Source organism: Vibrio sp. RW (assembly GCF_027587105.1).
GTDB lineage: Bacteria > Pseudomonadota > Gammaproteobacteria > Enterobacterales > Vibrionaceae > Vibrio > Vibrio toranzoniae.
The window spans coordinates 1-16343 of sequence record NZ_JAPPTM010000047.1 but is presented as its reverse complement, the minus strand read 5'-3'; the positions used below and the strand labels follow the sequence as shown (position 1 = coordinate 16343).

Annotated in this window: 18 protein-coding genes and 1 pseudogene; 4 read left to right on the top strand and 15 right to left on the bottom strand. The window is 43.1% G+C overall.

Features of this window, described 5'->3' with window-relative positions; genetic code table 11:
• Positions 1 to 496, bottom strand: a 496-nt coding sequence (locus OCT63_RS20840; RefSeq protein WP_269984530.1) for a hypothetical protein, incomplete at its 3' end; no start/stop codon positions are given.
• 593 nt (positions 497 to 1089) lie between these two features.
• On the opposite strand from OCT63_RS20840, the gene OCT63_RS20835 reads away from it, so the two are divergent.
• Complete coding sequence (locus tag OCT63_RS20835) at positions 1090 to 1932, top strand: hypothetical protein (RefSeq protein ID WP_269984529.1); 843 nt, start codon at positions 1090 to 1092, stop codon at positions 1930 to 1932.
• 58 nt (positions 1933 to 1990) lie between these two features.
• Positions 1991 to 2278 (top strand): helix-turn-helix domain-containing protein, encoded by a 288-nt coding sequence (locus OCT63_RS20830; protein ID WP_269984528.1) that lies wholly within the window; start codon positions 1991 to 1993, stop codon positions 2276 to 2278.
• Between the two features lie 638 nt (positions 2279 to 2916).
• On the opposite strand, the gene OCT63_RS20825 is transcribed toward OCT63_RS20830, so the two are convergent.
• The 11 genes and pseudogenes from OCT63_RS20825 to rbsC form a co-directional block, all read right to left on the bottom strand.
• Positions 2917 to 3591: a hypothetical protein gene (locus tag OCT63_RS20825; protein WP_269984527.1), complete on the bottom strand. Its 675-nt coding sequence runs from the start codon at positions 3589 to 3591 to the stop codon at positions 2917 to 2919.
• A 195-nt stretch (positions 3592 to 3786) separates the two neighbouring features.
• Positions 3787 to 4341, bottom strand: a complete 555-nt coding sequence (locus tag OCT63_RS20820) for a GNAT family N-acetyltransferase (protein WP_269984526.1) — start codon at positions 4339 to 4341, stop codon at positions 3787 to 3789.
• Complete coding sequence (locus OCT63_RS20815) at positions 4317 to 4607, bottom strand: type II toxin-antitoxin system TacA family antitoxin (RefSeq protein ID WP_269984525.1); 291 nt, start codon at positions 4605 to 4607, stop codon at positions 4317 to 4319. Before OCT63_RS20815 ends, OCT63_RS20820 begins: the two co-directional genes overlap by 25 nt.
• 312 nt (positions 4608 to 4919) lie before the next feature.
• Positions 4920 to 5942 carry a competence protein CoiA family protein gene (locus tag OCT63_RS20810; protein ID WP_269984524.1) on the bottom strand — a complete coding sequence of 341 codons (1023 nt, stop codon included), beginning with the start codon at positions 5940 to 5942 and terminating at the stop codon, positions 4920 to 4922.
• A 291-nt stretch (positions 5943 to 6233) separates the two neighbouring features.
• A complete protein-coding gene (locus tag OCT63_RS20805; RefSeq protein ID WP_269984523.1) occupies positions 6234 to 7583 on the bottom strand; it encodes a hypothetical protein in 1350 nt (449 codons plus the stop codon).
• Between the two features lie 10 nt (positions 7584 to 7593).
• Complete coding sequence (locus OCT63_RS20800) at positions 7594 to 7941, bottom strand: hypothetical protein (RefSeq protein WP_269984522.1); 348 nt, start codon at positions 7939 to 7941, stop codon at positions 7594 to 7596.
• Positions 7942 to 7952: 11 nt separating this feature from the next.
• Positions 7953 to 8471: a hypothetical protein gene (locus OCT63_RS20795; protein ID WP_269984521.1), complete on the bottom strand. Its 519-nt coding sequence runs from the start codon at positions 8469 to 8471 to the stop codon at positions 7953 to 7955.
• Positions 8471 to 8941: a hypothetical protein gene (locus OCT63_RS20790; RefSeq protein WP_269984520.1), complete on the bottom strand. Its 471-nt coding sequence runs from the start codon at positions 8939 to 8941 to the stop codon at positions 8471 to 8473. Before OCT63_RS20790 ends, OCT63_RS20795 begins: the two co-directional genes overlap by 1 nt.
• Positions 8942 to 9355: 414 nt before the next feature.
• Positions 9356 to 9553, bottom strand: a complete 198-nt coding sequence (locus tag OCT63_RS20785) for a hypothetical protein (RefSeq protein WP_269984519.1) — start codon at positions 9551 to 9553, stop codon at positions 9356 to 9358.
• 810 nt (positions 9554 to 10363) lie between these two features.
• Complete coding sequence (locus OCT63_RS20780) at positions 10364 to 10795, bottom strand: hypothetical protein (protein WP_269984518.1); 432 nt, start codon at positions 10793 to 10795, stop codon at positions 10364 to 10366.
• A gap of 77 nt (positions 10796 to 10872) precedes the next feature.
• Positions 10873 to 11022, bottom strand: a pseudogene (gene rbsC / locus OCT63_RS20775) (ribose ABC transporter permease); the annotation flags it as partial.
• A gap of 652 nt (positions 11023 to 11674) precedes the next feature.
• On the opposite strand from rbsC, the gene OCT63_RS20770 reads away from it, so the two are divergent.
• Complete coding sequence (locus OCT63_RS20770; protein ID WP_269984517.1) at positions 11675 to 12652, top strand: hypothetical protein; 978 nt, start codon at positions 11675 to 11677, stop codon at positions 12650 to 12652.
• Positions 12653 to 13098: 446 nt separating this feature from the next.
• On the opposite strand, the gene OCT63_RS20765 is transcribed toward OCT63_RS20770, so the two are convergent.
• Positions 13099 to 13314 carry a hypothetical protein gene (locus OCT63_RS20765; RefSeq protein ID WP_269984516.1) on the bottom strand — a complete coding sequence of 72 codons (216 nt, stop codon included), beginning with the start codon at positions 13312 to 13314 and terminating at the stop codon, positions 13099 to 13101.
• A gap of 467 nt (positions 13315 to 13781) precedes the next feature.
• Positions 13782 to 14252 carry a hypothetical protein gene (locus OCT63_RS20760; protein ID WP_269984515.1) on the bottom strand — a complete coding sequence of 157 codons (471 nt, stop codon included), beginning with the start codon at positions 14250 to 14252 and terminating at the stop codon, positions 13782 to 13784.
• A gap of 174 nt (positions 14253 to 14426) precedes the next feature.
• On the opposite strand from OCT63_RS20760, the gene OCT63_RS20755 reads away from it, so the two are divergent.
• Positions 14427 to 15278, top strand: coding sequence for a hypothetical protein (locus OCT63_RS20755; RefSeq protein ID WP_269984514.1), 852 nt, complete (start codon positions 14427 to 14429; stop codon positions 15276 to 15278).
• A gap of 116 nt (positions 15279 to 15394) precedes the next feature.
• Here the strand turns inward: OCT63_RS20755 and OCT63_RS20750 are convergent.
• On the bottom strand, positions 15395 to 16343 hold a 949-nt coding region (locus OCT63_RS20750), incomplete at its 5' end, for a hypothetical protein (RefSeq protein ID WP_269984513.1).

The window sequence follows — 16343 nt, the reverse complement described above, 5'->3', positions numbered from 1 at the left end:
AAGTGATCAAGTTGACTGGATGCTTCCCTGTTTTGAGCTCGCCACGCCCTCCTATACTATCCACCCATTCGTCTATCTGTTCAATGTAAGAAACCCGTTCGAATATGAACGCCTTAAACAAACCAAGGCACTGTAAATCAAGAGCATTATCGCCTAAATTGCTTTCAAATGACGTGATACTGGATAGCCAGATAGCTCTTGCTTGGCTGTACCCTTCATTCCAGATTTGGTCGATTTCATCCATCAATCCTTCAGGTGCCAATTCAAATATGGGTGCGGCAGCTCGGAGCAATGTCTTTTCACTTACCCCTTTTCCACTGAGATTGTCCATACTCCTGTCGCTGACTTTAGGCGCATCAATATTGGATTGCTTTGCGATGTACTTGATTGCATTTCTAGGCGAAGCGTTGAAACGAAATAACTCGAGCAGATCGTGAGGCGAATATATTAGAGGGGATTTAAATTGCCAGGTGGGTATAGTGATAAGCTTGCTCATTAAAGTTACGTCCATGATTATATTGATGAATCAAAGTAATTTAGCTATTCATAATATAATTGTTTGATGCATTAATCTGTGTCTCAAATCATCAAAGTAGAACCGCATTGTTCTGGAAATCACCGAAGATTTGAAGAGAATTTTTCAAGACGCAGATACGCAAAACCTCTTAAACTTCTGGCATAGAATAAGAGGTTTATGATTAGCTGTTACCGTTCATGGCGATAACGAGCGTAGCAAAAGCGGTTATTAGCGCTGCGCTTGTATTTAATAGCTCTACATCCACAAGAACCTCTCTCATCTTTCGTCAAATATTCAAGGCTTTGGGCCTTATCGTATTCACATCTAAGTGAACACACCCATTCTATCTGGGTTTGAATCCGCCGAGCATTACAACCCCTCTTCGACACTGGAAAGTAAGCATTCAGAATTGAGTAATTCATCACTCAAACCACCAGCTTGATGGCGAATTAATACATGTCATTACCATATAATATACTTGTATGCACGTAAGTGCCGTGCTTAACTATGAGTGTCCATTCTGTCTATTAAAGACAGTGTATTGTCGATTGCTTTTATAAGAGGTGCTGACTGTGCGAGTAGAAACCATTAATACCGAGACGGAGATAGCCGACATTGCCAAAGCATTTTTGGAGCTCAACAATTGGGCACTGTACCCTGAAGTGGTCATCGATCTCTTTAACGGTCGCCCGGACTACATTGGTATCAAAGCAGAAACACTCTGTCAGGTTGTTGAGTGTAAGAGAACGCTATCCTATCCCGTCATTGAGCAGCTCACCCGATGGCAGACGGACGCAGAGAAAAGAAAGCAATGGCATCGACAAGGATACGATCAGAAAATTGCGATACCTCACCTACTTACAGCATTTGTGGGCAGAACTAATGGCAGCATGTCCGATCTTAAACGCCAGATATTGAAGCAGTATCGAATCGGTGTGTATTCCATAGAAAAACGTGATTGTTTACGAAGACGCAACCAATCAAACAAGCCTTACCTCTCCAGTTGCGGTGATGACTATTGGACAATGGCAATGAACGATTTTGAGTATCACATCCGTCTAGAAATTGCCCCAAAGATACAGCCAGGATCACGTAGAACGGCGCACAGGATCGTTGAAGCGTTAAATACTGACATGCGTTGTGCACAGGCAGGGGCAAAAGGCGGTGACACCGAATACATGACACCGTTTAAGCGCACCATGAATAGAGTTAAGAACGTTTTGAATGATGGAAAAGAGCGCCATATCCAACAAATCATTCAAGATATTAAACCGATTGGTGGTCATCACTATTGCAGTGATAAGGTTGCTATGGCCAGTATTTCTAAATTCATCGATCAATTTGCTATCGCCAAACGCTCTAAAGACTATGGGCCTTGGTTTGTGATCGATAAACCTTCAGGTTTAGAGCCTTAATGTGCTAAAAATCAGTCCTCTAGCAATTTAGAATAACATCTCAAAAGGAATTTCTTTCATGAGCGTAACCCCAAGTAAAACGCACACCTCATTTTTACGCAGACTGCTGGTGGCCTATTTGATCGACTCAGGTATCAACACCGTACCGCAAATTATTGACGCAACCGGTATGCCACGCCGTACCGCGCAAGATACAGTTAAAGCACTGCTCGAAATTGAGGTCCGAATTGAGATGATCGACAGAGGCCAATATAGAATTGCTGAGTGGGGCGCTATTGATAGAGCCTGGATAAAAAACAACATTACCAAAATATGCGAAACGTTAGGCTACCCATCTCTCCCATAATTGCGCCAAACACGCTCCCCCCGCTATCAATCACTCATTGAGATAGCAGTTGTGGTATCCGCCAACAGATCGAGAGTTATTGGTTATGAGCTTAAAGTGATTCAAGCGAAACGGCACAATGACCAAGGATGGTTTGCACGGACAAGAACAACAGATTTCACATAGGTAGGTTGAAAATTGCGTATCGTGGTGGTAATTTATTAAAAGACTCAGATAAGTAAAACCTCTTAAACTACGCCAATAGAATAAGAGGTTTGTAGATTAGCTTTTACCTTTAATGGCTAAAGCGAGTGTAGCAATAGCTGTTATTACCGCAGCAATGGCATTTAATAGCTCTGCCTCCATAAAAACCTCTCTTGTCTGTCGTCAAATATTCAAGGCCCTGAAAAACCCCATTTTTCAGGGCTTTTTCGTATCCACATCTCAGTGAACCCACCCATTATATCGAGCATTCCCCAGTCGTTGAACCCGCAAGGACTCATGATCTCAATCAATAATGTAAAAAATGATCTGCCTTTCAACGCCTAACGTTAGGCAGCACTCGATTTTTAGCCTGAACATGCTAGTACAAGATTCCAATGGCCTACGTATGGTTGGTGGCATAAAACAGATGTAGGTAGATAAAAAACGAAGGGTCGCTAATCGAGCTGTCGATAGCACCAGTTTGTTATTTCGAATTCTAGTGATGTGGTACTCAAGCGACGACTCACGCATTGTCTGATACGGCGAAGATAGGAGTCCCAGACGGTTGGTATGTCAGTTTTATAAGGGCTTAAGTGCTCTTTCAGTGTGTGTGGCCAACCAGGGAGGCAGGTTTCTTGGAGTCTGTTGGTGACAACATCGGGAACAATAATTATCGTGATGTACTGGCCAAAATAGATTATGAGATCGATCGCTTTATCTAGACGGTATATGTAAAGGGTATCAAGTTCATTCAATCCATCCCCGTCAAAGGATAACTCGGTTAAAAGGTCTTCAGTAAACTGATAGGTTTCAGATTCATTGTGGTGTTTGTCAAGCAAGTGGATCTGAATTGGAAAAACGTGTTCGGCTTTTCTTGGATCGCCAAAATGCGTTAACGAGCACATCAACTCTTCAGTGTCACAGTGACGTCTACATATATTGAGGCCAAATACAGGGCTTAACCGCTGTACATGCCCTAAATCAAAATTGTCAGCCAGCCACTCATGGTAGTCGCCCACCTTAAAATCAAACTTCTTCGTTATGTAAGGTAGCTTTATATTGAATTGCGTATAGAAAAGATAGTCGGTCTGTACGTCAACATCGGTGCTCAGTTGCCAGTATCGCTGCATAATAAAGTCCTCTGACCTAATAAACAGCTTAGTGCATTTCTTAGGTAGTTCACGTAATGGCACAAGTTTCTTTATGCCGTACTCGCGTGCTGAACCGGACTTTTCATTTGGGGAATTCGACGTCAGGTAAACAAAGTACGTTGTGATAGTACAAACGCGATGTCGAATACCCCCTCTTATAGGTATGGCGCTCACTTAAAGTGTTCGCAAAACTTGCTCTTTTAGCCCGTTTTCATACTGTTTCAATGGATAAATGAACATGTTTGGTTGTAGCTTAGATTGAATCATTCCTGCATCAAGATAGAACTGTTCGCGGCCTTCTCTAGATTGTAAAAATAGCGCATATACACCGACATCTCTTGACGCTAAGAAAGACTGACGAATCGCCCGACCAAGCAACCATTTTCCGAGACCTTGACCCTGTGCGCTTTGACATACGGCGATCTTGCTTAAGAGAATGCAAGGGACAGATCGGTAGGGGCATTTCCTTCGTTCACTATTAGAGAGGTGCGCTTTCTCAAACGAACTACTGGCTAAGGTAAAATAACCGATAACTCGTTTGGGATCGCTATCGCACTCAGGTTCCACTAAGCATAGGTGTGGAATCGCTATTTTCCTCGCACTCTCTTTGTGCATCGAATTAGTGAGGTAGTTATTCAACACCTCAACACCACAATTGAACTGTGAAAAGTCGTAGTTTGCTTCTGGGTCGAAACGTTCGACCGTTACTTTTTGATCTTGACCGTCCAAGATTCCTCCAAAGACATACCAATGATTTCCTGCATTAGTTCGTTTGGATCTGCTGGGTTCTCAAGGGCTTCCATCACAGATTCCCATTGACTTGATTCAACCTGTAAACGTTTATGTTCGTCTACAACCTCTTGAGCCTTTGATACCGCAGTTTCAGACACAAATTTACTTACAGTAGTGTTAGAAAGTATTGCCGCCTCTTCCAAAGTGCTTTTTTCACGCTCAGAAAGGCGAAACTCAACTCGCTCTTTTTTTAGTGCACTCATCTCTTCTCCTCGCGTATGTACGCTCGGCTACCTTTTATTCGATAATTAACGGCTTACAAATAAGGTTCGCAAGCCAACTTTAAAAAACAATTTATAATATTTTGCGTACGGTTTTTTACCGGACATAAGAATTTTCGTATGGATGGGCGTTTGTGTCAACCACTTTGTCCGTAATTATGCCGTACAGTCTGAGTCACGGAAATAAGGAGACCAGCATACTATTAGCAAGCATGTTAATTCCATCGGCATCAATGGTTTTGGACTGACAATTAACACGGCAAAATTAGGGAAGCAAAAACGAAGATCACCGACTTAGGCTGGTGGAGGACCAAAACACCATTTCTCACGAAGGTGTAACAACTGAGGATCGTAAATGAAGCTAAACGGTACCGAACGGTTTAAATCGGTATGATAATCGTATCGATGTGTGTGATTACAATGCACTCCTCTACAATGAAGGCACCCATGAGCCATATAGGCATAACCACCTTTTTTATTATAGATATGGTCTAGTGATCCGATGCCATATTCTAACAAACGTTGCATAGGAACATGAGCTTCGATTACCTCTCGTGCACAGGTATACCGATCGAACAGCTCACCTCCCAAAGAGACACCACTTTGCGTTCGAACTTCAAGGGCACAAACATAGTTATTGAGGCCGCCGCACTTCAAACAAAGACTGCCGTTATAACAGGCGTAGCCTTGCAAACGCTCACCCTTTCGGGGTGACCATTTCAGCCTACCTGCAAACATACCTTCAACAAATTCCACGAGTTCGACATCAAAGTCAGGCACAACATAGCCATTTTCACCAGGGATAAAGCCAAATTTTGGTAGTGGGTCAGGCCGATCATAAAGTCTGTCTCTATTGGCCCTATCTCGGTATAACCAAGCCACGCGGTTAATGCCAGAAGCTTTATATTTTTCAGTTCGGCGATGGTACTCTCTATCGGTCTGTTGGGACCATTGCACTTCAAACACCATCGTTTTATTACCTTTTTGGCAGTAAACGTCGGCTACCCATTTTTCTCCGTCCGGTGTTTCGCTTGCAAACTCGGTAGTGACATGCCAACCGGCGTTTTCCGCCGCATTCGCAACAATAGTTTTAATCTTAATGTGATCGGCGGTTTCAGGAGCGGAGGTACACTCACCTCTTCTGGCGTGTGCAAAGTGCTGATTGCCTAGCTTACTGGTTCGCGGAACCGCTTTGTGGCCACAACAAGCCATAGTTAAAGAGCGAGTTTTGTAAGTGCGTTTTAGCTCTTCCCATTCAATAGGTGAATACTGAAATGAATGAATATTTGTACCGTCGAGTGTCGCTCTTAGGGGCATGATTAGCTCTAATTAGGATCAGTGCCATCATTTTAGAACTTGCGGAAATCGACCGCAAATTCATAACTCGGTCGAATGAGCCACACAGATTAATTCTCGTTAAGAGCGTGTAGGTAATTTTCTGAAGGCGAAAGAGAGTGGCCACAATGTCAATTAAAGCGACATGATCGGATGCCAAGTAAGAACTTAAATGGCAGTTCGAATCTGAGAGCAATGTTTAGCATATACCGACCGTAGTTCAAGGTAAGTTCTTTGTAGATAATAACTTGGTGCAACTCATTACGCCGAACGCTATAAGTGTTTCAGCCATAATTTGGCATTAAGTAATTTATTACCCAATTGGTGCTGATTTTCAAACTGAATAGGGAGAACCGTCAATGTGGCATCTTGCTTTGCCATCTTTCGGACGAACTCTTTGATGTCTTTCGTTTGGATATCTGTTTTCATTGTCGGAAGGAGTACCGTCTTCAATTTTTGACCATGTGCATTGATCGTAGCGATCGGCACATTTAAACCTGATGAAAAATGCTCCTTGATCGCCTGAATACTCCAGTGGCTGTACTCCGTCAAATAGTGAATTTGGGTGTCCACCAGCGCGTTATATGTCTCTTTCATCGTCATTCTCAGGCTTAGCACTTCATCAACGGTGTCTTTCAAATCATAGGTAGCACGCTTAATCACCAAAGAGGCTGAGCGATTGATACCTGGCAGGTTTTGATGATTATGGTTTACAGGATCGACGATACTGATTTTAGAGTCTTGGATAGTAAAAGATGACCAAGCTTTTTGTGCTTGAGTACCTTCGATTGCGTGACGGGTGATCTTGTCGAAGTGGGTTTTCATACCAAGGGTGCCAATCACCCAAAATTCCCAATTGTCGCCATTATGAGGTCGGAGCAACACCGGAAGGCATGCTTGTTTATCGGAGTAAGGAAGGAAGATCTTTCGACTATCGTCGTTGGCCAACAATTCATAATCAGTACTTTCGGCCAGTTCTGATGCGAGTCGTTGTAGCATGGTAGAGATGGTTTGCTCTTGCTTTTCATTGAGCCGCTCGAGATTGAATAATTGTTCATTGTACGTCGCTTGGTACTGCTCAATGCACTCGATCAATTGCTGCTCGTTCAATACTGACACCAGAAAGCGATGGCTTTGGCGGGTATCCAAAGTGTATTCGCCAAGCTGCAGCACACTTTCGATTTTCCGGGCAAGTTTGTCGCCGATACTGCGTGAACGTTTGGCGCCTAAGTAATTTGAAACATGGCAACCAAGAAAATCACCAAATCGACTGACGTTGCCGGGACTGATCAGGTTTGCAAGCATCATTAAGTTGTCGTAACGGGCACGTTTAACAGGGCAATCGTCAATGTACTCTGAGCTCGGGACGGAAAGGTGATCTGGGGACGCATCCAAAGAACGAACTGCTAAGCTCAATTTAAATTCGATGTTTCGTGCCATACGTGGACCAATTTTCTTTTTGGGGATCGATTTATGACTTAGAAAGTTTGAGAGGTGCGGCATTTCGAGCGCACGGCACAAAGCTTGTATTTTGTTGTTGTATTCCGTATCCACTAAACGCATCAGGTTTTTGTATCGATTGATGGCCAGCAGATCAACATCCTTATTTGTCTCTTGTTGCATAGTGCCTCAATTATAGATGACCATAGAGTTTCTCACCGATGATCGCATCGATGAGATCTTTTTCTTTATCGGACCCCGCCTTTGAAGCGTAACTTTCCAATTTGGACATGCTAAGCGTGCGCAAATGCGAGATGTACATTTTCTCTCGCTCTTGAAGCCGCCCGGTGTAGATAGGGGCCAAAGAGATGAACAGAACAAAACCGATAACCAGTCCAAAATAGAGAAGATCAACATTCAACAGTGAATGGAACTGATAGGCAGAGAACCCACAAATGAGCAGGGTCGCTACCATGGACAGCAAGCGCTTAATGTATGGTCGCCAGCTTGGGTTAAATGATGGGTCATTAAGTGAAAACAAAACTGATGTCCTTATGCTGAAAATGTATCGAGGGTCCAATTTTCGGGGTGTGTCGCGGTCATTCCACGCGATTGAAACAACATATCGAGCGTGAACCAACCCAGTGCAATGCCATCACTAAGATGAGTCGAGTAACTTAAGTTCATCCATGCTGCAGCGGTAAATCGCGCCATGCCAACATACTCGGATTTGAGTAACTCAAGTTCGCTTTCACACACTACCAAGTACTTGTTCTCATCACGGTAGGAAGAACTAAAAAGCTGTAAAGAGTTTTCTATTGATGGCTCTTTGCTGGCCAGTGAGAACAATGAAGACAAGTCGAGCAACTTATGCAGTTCAGTTAATCCAACCGATTTGTAGCCTAAGTTGTAGCAAATCAATGAGACACGCTCTTGTTCGCACTTGATGTCGTCTTTGGAATACCCTTCCAAAGCCAAAATGTCTTCATAGTTGTTGATGAGTAATTCAACATCGACACCGTACCCATGATCCATTGGGTCGATATCATTGGTGGTCGTAGGATCGGACATCAGTTCACCTCGTCGTTAGTGGTCGGTGAATCGGTGGATTTCGCGTTTTCAAAATGTGGTGCGAACAATTCCTTGTAAAGTTTCCACTCGGGGCACTCAACAATGTCTTGAGAGACGGTATAAACCGGGAAGGTGTAGCCAGCATCATCGGTTTCAAATCCATCTAAGATACGCAACTCTTCAATGCAATATTGATTGATGGCTTGACCTTTATCGAAGTATCGGCGGTTACTGGTGATCACCGCCTCGTCGGTTTGTACCGCGACGGTCACCTCCCCCTTCTTGTTTTTCTTTCTCTCTTTAATGGCAATGTACTGTCGCATCTGGCTGACCTCGGAAACGAGCTTAAAGCGCTCACTGTCTGATAGATCATAAAAGGAAACAGTGTCGGTTTCGTCCGGTGCTGAGCTACACCCAGCAAGTGCAGCGGCAGCCAGTGTCGCAAGTATCGTTTTGAACAAATGTGTCATATGACCTTCCTTTGATTTATGAACGGGAGTCGGTTGTTATTCGGCGTGCATAAGAGCCAAATCATCACAACTCCTGAATGGATTTAATGTCTGGTAATTTGCCGATGGGGCAAAACGCCGCGACGCGGTGCCAGTGGTTAAATTGGTGTGGCAATGCTGCGACTACTATGCGCAATCCATCGCGGTGTCGACCTTCAGTAATGCGGTCAATGGGGGCACCGACCAGATGCTCATGACCGAGTACGAGGGTTTGCTCATATTGGGTAAGTTGCCACAAGACCTGTGTGTCTACTTCAGCAAACTGCTGAAAATGTTGCAGTGACTTGAGCCTTTTTCGGTACGGGGCGAGTGCCCGACGATAGTAGTGGGTTTTATAATGAAATGGGTGAAGCGGTCGCGGCCACATAGTCTGCTTTACTGCCCGTCTTCCTTGTGGGGTTGAACATTCCACGTTCGTCCAACCCAATCAGCGCAGGCGAGCAGCAAAAACACATGGGCAATCACTTCAAAGTTGTCGACGTATTCGTGAACGACACTCGTATCGTGTTCGGCCAGCATCGCAAGCACGAAAGCCACTATACCCAATAGACCGTAGATTTTTGTTTGGATCATGAGAGTGCTCCTTTGAGTGTCAGGGCCGATTTTTGTAATTGAGCGCTGAGTCTCAATACACAAAAACGCTTCTGGTTTGACATTGTTTAATAATACACAAAGGCATATATTTTCACAAATCATTTGCAAAAAACTTCCCTTACCGCCTGCAATTATTGCTGTTTTTTTAACCATTATACACGGTATCAGGTTTGCTGTTTCCAATTACACACCAAACCCAGTGCCCCACTCGGCCACACCGATGGTGGCCAGTCTTTTCTCGGCTTCGCCGACGACTCCCCTTCCCTAATAGACCCGGCGCTTCGCGCCGGCCTCTTTAATTTAAATTCGATCTATCTCTTCATATATCATTTTATCTCTCTCTATCTCTCTCTTTCTCAATCTATGTTTGGCTTCGCCAAACAGGGGCTCACTCTTTGGCTATTGCCCGGTGGCGCGAGGCGCGTCAAGTGAAGCGTAGCTGAACGCCGCGAAGCGGCATTCAGGCGAAGCCTTGATGAACGAAGCGCATCATGTCGTTAGCGGCGTAGCCGCGTCAGTCCGAGTCCTACGTTCGCTCTTAGGGGCGAAGCCCCGTGTCTTTAGGGTAAGCGCGTGATGGGTTTCGGGGTACTCGGGGTGGCAGCGCGGGGCTTGTGAGTAAAGACCCTGCCTGATACCGTGTATAAGTGAGTGGTGTGCTGGTGGATATCGGGGGTTTGATGGTACAGAAAATTGGGATTTATTGGTGAGTTTCCTCACTGTGACCGCTCTAGGTCTTCCCTTTACGAAAAGACCGCCATGGCGGTCTTTTCATAGGGCACTCGGCTATTAGCCAAAACGGGAGTGCGATAACATTGGTTGATTCGGCCATGTTGGGTAACTCGCGCCGCCATTAGTCGGCTGACCGACGTCCCACGAAACACCGATACAGACGGCTTGTGTGTTGTTATGTTGCGTGTCATAGAAGGCGCTGCCATAAAGCGACGGGAACTTTGGCTCTGTCGCTAACTGATAGAGATAAGGGTTCGCGTTAGTCGACGCGACATCCCAAGAGACACCCACACAAATAGCATTTGTTCCTTGCAGGTTAGTGAACTTGCCGTCACTCGTTGGTGGCACTTGTGGAACTGGCACATTCGGGGTTGGTTTTACACCGCGTCCAAACTCCGTTCCGACACCTTCAGATGGTAGGGCTGCTACTGAGGTAGAAGCCGACGCTGCGATCACTGCTGCTGCTAAAAAAGTCGTTAATTTTTTCATGTGTCTTGTCCTTTGTCGTGTTTGTGTTGCGTGTTGAATGAGTCCTTCATTCCGTCATTTTGAAGTGACTCTACTGGTTATATACTTTTGATCTCAACCACTACTGCCAGAAGAATAAGCACTGCTTTTGCAATCATTTGGTAGTAAAAGGAAACGTCGTAAGTGTTTAGTACGTTGTTTAGGAAGCCGAAAATCAGTGCACCGATCAATGTCCCCATGATTCGACCTATTCATCCAACATACCCAGCTTTTCACCATTCAGTAATGCCAATGAAATGTGGAGCACTGGCGCTAGAAAAGGTCTGATGACCGTTTTGAGAACAAACGTCGCGGGGCAATTCACGTTATGATCGTGTGGCCGGGTTTAGTATTGAGTGTATTGATGCCGAAGGTGAGACAGAAATCGAAGTGACTCAATCGTTCGCCGTCCCCGCTAGGCATAACAACATCAACCATCCACTTACCTTTACGCTGAGTACTGCAACCGGAAATAGCTGATTTTCTATGAATGGATAACAGGAAAGCATCTTTTTGGTCAGTGCCGAAATGGTCGCACTCTTCCCTATTACGATCGGTTTAAAGCATTAGCCAACGTCGATCACGCCACGAGATGATCATACTGAAATACCTATTGTGGTAGTGAGGGGCGATGAACGATGAGTAGGTTCGTTCTGCTTTGATGCTTTCTGATTGTGAATGAAACCTGACTTGCCAAAGATGCCGCAACATTGACTCTCTACGCCCACCCCAAACATGCCAACTCATGACGCAAACAAAATACAATGACGCGAGATTCGCAAAACACCACTCGCTAATGCTGTACAAGTTAAAGTGATCCTGTAACCTATGTTCAACTGATAACCACTACAACGAACGAAAATGACAAACAACAACACTGGCAACCCCGCATTAAGGGCTCAAAGAGAAAAAGAAGCAAAGCAAGAGAAGGCCCCTAAAGTTTCCACTTTCAAGACGGAAGAATTTTGGGAGGACATCAAATCCAGATCCTCAAATGGCTCTTTCGGCGCTGGTTCTCTTATCGTTATCGGATTAACAATCAGTAGCATTATCTGGATTCTGAAGTACTTTAATATTGCGAAAGAAAACTCACTGGTTGGCAGTATAAAGATGTCCTCACTCATGGAGTCGATGTTCCATGATGAAGCGCCTCTTTTGTTTGGGGCCATTATGTATGGGATCTTATTTATCCTGTTCACAATGAAGGATTGGACCATCGCTTTAGCGATCAAGCTGTATGACTTTGTTTTAGCCGCAGCAATTACAGCTGCCTTTGCTGCTTTAGTGATTATGATTGGTCATGCGGTTAATCTTCTATCCTTTGAGCCCAATTGGCTTACATTGTGGTCGATGACCTTAAATTACGTTGCTGTCGCTCTTTTTGCTGTCAAATTCATATTTGTGTCTAGCGGCATGGAAAAGTCCCCTAATCGTGGAACACGTTTTCAATATTTCGGCCTGATAGCTGGCTATTTTGGAGGTGGGGCATTTATGGTCTTTACGGGTTTGGATGCGCAAGCGTTAACTTTGCTCGGCATAGTGTGCGGGGTGTTTTTGCTTATCATTATTGCCGGAGTTGTCGATATTGGCCGTGAAAAGATTACAAATGACCCTCATTATGATGCTTTCTTTGGCGGTGTATCGATGTTCCTGGTAGCCATCATGTATGCAGGGCTGCTCTATATCGCTTGCAATATTTCCTTTTCTACCAAAGAGATAGTCTGCTACTTCGATTTCGATAGCCTAACTAACGAGTGTCAGGTATTTAAAGAATCTTTCTGGGAATATACCGAACTCAAAAAAATAGCCATTACAATGGCGTATGTAATGGCTAACTGATATTTTGCGCGGGTGCCCCTTGTTGAGCACCTCAATAACTGAGCAATGCACCACTTTCCAAAAGTTCAAAATGCGAACGCTACTTCAAGTAGTGATTGTAAAACCAGTACTTTTCATAGGTGTTGAAACCGGACGCTTTGTATTCACGATATTCACGAAAACTAGCAATGGCCAAAGGGAGGTATAGAACTAAACTCAAAATAATGACCACTGTCGTTTGGTTTTCCGCAATCAACACACATGTCACGAAGATGAGGAATGCCAACAAAATTCTTACCAGTATTAACCAATTATCGTACTCTTTCATACTAATAGTGACTCCATGAATAAGCTCCCAGTAATGCACAAATAACCATAAAGTACCCAGGATGCGTACCTAAGTTTGAAAACGAGAACCAAATAAAATCCCGATGGCCGCTATGCATAGCAACTCACGGCAGTTCATCCTATTTGAATTCGAATGTTGAATCATCATCACCATCAAGCCAATCTAAAAACTCAGCGACCTTTTTCTTACCAAACTCATTCTGCATTTGATAAAGCTTCAATCTACCCCAAAGTGGCAGTGTGCAGTATTGAATAGTTACGAAGAGTACCAATACATTGAGTGAGATAAGACTAATGAACTGGACTTCCCAAAAGCTCAATATCAGCTTTGTCATTAAGAAACAAACATACCACCAGTAAGATTGACTCCGATCCACAATTCGGTACCAAGGAGTTGTTTTGCTGCTGTTCTGTATTGCTCCGTGGTTAGGTTGGGTCTTAGCATTTTATCTTCCTTTGAAATTTACTGATCTATTGCCAACGTTTTATGAACATGCTTGATGTATAGATAATCAATCATAGTGAAATAACTTTTAGGGTTCTACTTCACTGTTAGACAAAGTTTTTCTGAATTGGAAGAGACGATCCAAACAATACATGGAAAAGCACTCATGCTTGCAATAAACAGTATTGTCGTTAGGCCATGATCAGCGAAATGTATCAATTCAGTTAGTCCCATTTTTGAGCCTTGAGCTGTATTTCAAAATGTTAGCGGTATAACGAGTACATAGAGGTCACGTTACCCATTAGTTAAGAATAACGGCTGTGTCAGCTTAAAGCCGTCTTTTTGCACTAGTCGGTATCAGTTACGCTCTACATCGAATTCATTAAGTGCCTCTTCTACCATTTGCTTGTTTGTTTCAAGTTTCGAACTAAAGTCCGAACCCTTGCTGAATAGTTCCAAATTATGCGAACTAAGTGACTGCTGAGATTCAGTGAGTATCTCACTTGTAAAGAGTGACAAGCAGAGCGACCTCACGGCTCTATGTAAATTTTCATGCGCGGCGGCAGTATCCTCCAATACCCCATCTTTGGATACATGAACACCTAGGCTATTGAATGCCTCATATTTCAATAGTTCAGAAAGTGGAAATACAGTCTCACATAAGGTTGCCGTGCCCCCATTTACCGCAATCACCATTTGTGCAATTTGAGGATAATTTTTATTGAGTGCATCTAATGTTTGATACTCGGACACGAGCGGATCAACATCAGCTGCTGAAAAGGTAGATGTAAGAAGTAATGCAAGTGATAGTAGCTGAGTTTTCATCATGGAACCCCAATCGAAATAAGATATAGTAAAAGTCATACGATCATATATATCAAAACATAACAAAAAACAATACATCCTTTGAGGCTTTTCTCAATGTCAGCCAATTATAGAATGCATGTATTAAAGTGAGCCTGTAACATGCACACAGCGCAACAAGATACACATGGAAAAAGTATGACCACCAGCACCTCTGACAACCCATCGATAAGCACTCTAACTGTGGAAGAAGCTGACAAAAAGAAACAAACCGCGTCTTCTTTTACATCCAGAGAATTTTGGAAATGGTTAAGGGAAGATTTTAAGCAAAACGTTTATTCGGCATTGGGACTCCTTGGCTTTGGTATGGTGTTGCCAGGCATCATTCACACCCTTGAACAATATGACTTGGTGCAAGCTCACTCCTTAGTTGCGGATGTTCAATTTTCAATTCTCTTTGAGTCATTTTTTAATAGTCATGCCCCTATGTTGCTTGGCTTCATCATTTATGCGAACACGTTGATCATGTTATTCATGACAGACTTCTGTATTGGATTTGCGAAGAAAATTTACAGCATCATTCTTTCAACTTCGATTGCGGCTGTTCTCGCCTCTATGCTGCTTATGACGGGGTATTCTCTGGAGCTAGTTTCGGGTAAACCAAATTGGCTCGACCTTTGGGCGATGACAATTAACTATCTATTGACGACACTCTTTGCCATGAAGTTTCTGTTTGTCTCTACGGGTTTGTACGAATCGCCAAATCGGGGAACATCGCTGCAGTATCTCTTCTTGATCATCAGTTACTTTGGTGCAGGCACTTTATTGGTAAAGACTAATCTAAGTGATGCGGCCATCACTTTACTTATCATTGTGGTGGGTAACTGTATATCAGCCAACCTTTTAGTGATTACGGTTGCGGGGCGTGAAGTTCTTAAAAACAGCCCAACCTTTGATAGATTGACCGGAGCCATTGAGATGATTGTTATTGGTGTTGTGTATGCTGGCATTTTGTTTCTTGCCTGCAATGTGACCTTTTCAACTAAGTAACCCCTATGTAGCCTCGAAACTTCTCTCTTAGCGGCCCAATGCGATGAATTTGAGCACATGCAACGTGAGCGTAATGCTATGAACATAGGTAATAAGTAGGGCGCATGTTTTTAGTATTATTTACTATTCTTATAGTTTAGCTCCAAATTACACAAGTATACTGTTATGTGGGACTGTTTATCCTTAAACCCTCTATGGCTTGTATATGTAAAATTCAAACTGTTAGTTCCACAGTCTAATAAAGTGTACGTGAATTGGTTTTCTTTTGCGCACTCTTCGACAGCTTCTAAAACTTTATGTGTAAGATTATACATATCAGCATCGTAAGTGAATAATGCCAGATATAGTTCAATCCCGTTCGAATCATTTAAACTTTCATATTCAGAATATCGCTTAAATAATTGGTTAAGTCCTTCCTTAGTTTTTCCATTATAGTTTTTCAGGACCTTTGCCTCTTTATACCGATAGTTAATGGTGAAGAGTAATTTTGATTCAATTATAGCTACTGTTTTTTGATTGAATGATATTTTGACATCAGAGCGGCCAAGGGCAGTCCATGTTTCAGTGGTGATATTAATAAAATTATAATTGCGGTAAATACAACGTAAATTTGACGCTAAAATACCGGGCAAATTTTCTTCTTTAAAGGCAGTTTCATACTTCCTTTCCTGACCTGACAACAAATACAGTGCATTGTTACGTCGAATCTCATCAAGTGAAAACTCGATGCTATTGGCAATACCTTTATATTGTTCAGCGCACGCTAACCATAACGATAAATCCCTATTGATATATTTAACCAATGTCAAAGAATGTTGCTTATGCTTATGTAACTTTTCTTCAATACCACCGCTTATCTTAGCCAGCCTTCGTCGAATAGATTCAACTTCGCCAATATTAGCGGTCAAAAAGCTTTCATTATTTATGGGGCGGTTCACGCTTGTGCAAAACTCTAGACACTTCAACTGATCTATCAACCCAGTAACTTTGTCATACAAATTTACGGTATCATTCGAATCTAAATATCTTTTGAGATCTTCTAACCTCATGACAGCTTCATAAATG

Coding starts and splice junctions, on each gene's coding strand:
- OCT63_RS20830 (WP_269984528.1), top strand. CDS start 1,991: ATGAGCGTAACCCCAAGTAAAACGCACACCTCATTTTTACGCAGACTG.
- OCT63_RS20825 (WP_269984527.1), bottom strand. CDS start 3,591: ATGCAGCGATACTGGCAACTGAGCACCGATGTTGACGTACAGACCGAC.
- OCT63_RS20815 (WP_269984525.1), bottom strand. CDS start 4,607: ATGAGTGCACTAAAAAAAGAGCGAGTTGAGTTTCGCCTTTCTGAGCGT.
- OCT63_RS20810 (WP_269984524.1), bottom strand. CDS start 5,942: ATGCCCCTAAGAGCGACACTCGACGGTACAAATATTCATTCATTTCAG.
- OCT63_RS20805 (WP_269984523.1), bottom strand. CDS start 7,583: ATGCAACAAGAGACAAATAAGGATGTTGATCTGCTGGCCATCAATCGA.
- OCT63_RS20795 (WP_269984521.1), bottom strand. CDS start 8,471: ATGTCCGATCCTACGACCACCAATGATATCGACCCAATGGATCATGGG.
- OCT63_RS20790 (WP_269984520.1), bottom strand. CDS start 8,941: ATGACACATTTGTTCAAAACGATACTTGCGACACTGGCTGCCGCTGCA.
- OCT63_RS20785 (WP_269984519.1), bottom strand. CDS start 9,553: ATGATCCAAACAAAAATCTACGGTCTATTGGGTATAGTGGCTTTCGTG.
- OCT63_RS20780 (WP_269984518.1), bottom strand. CDS start 10,795: ATGAAAAAATTAACGACTTTTTTAGCAGCAGCAGTGATCGCAGCGTCG.
- OCT63_RS20770 (WP_269984517.1), top strand. CDS start 11,675: ATGACAAACAACAACACTGGCAACCCCGCATTAAGGGCTCAAAGAGAA.
- OCT63_RS20765 (WP_269984516.1), bottom strand. CDS start 13,314: ATGACAAAGCTGATATTGAGCTTTTGGGAAGTCCAGTTCATTAGTCTT.
- OCT63_RS20760 (WP_269984515.1), bottom strand. CDS start 14,252: ATGATGAAAACTCAGCTACTATCACTTGCATTACTTCTTACATCTACC.
- OCT63_RS20755 (WP_269984514.1), top strand. CDS start 14,427: ATGACCACCAGCACCTCTGACAACCCATCGATAAGCACTCTAACTGTG.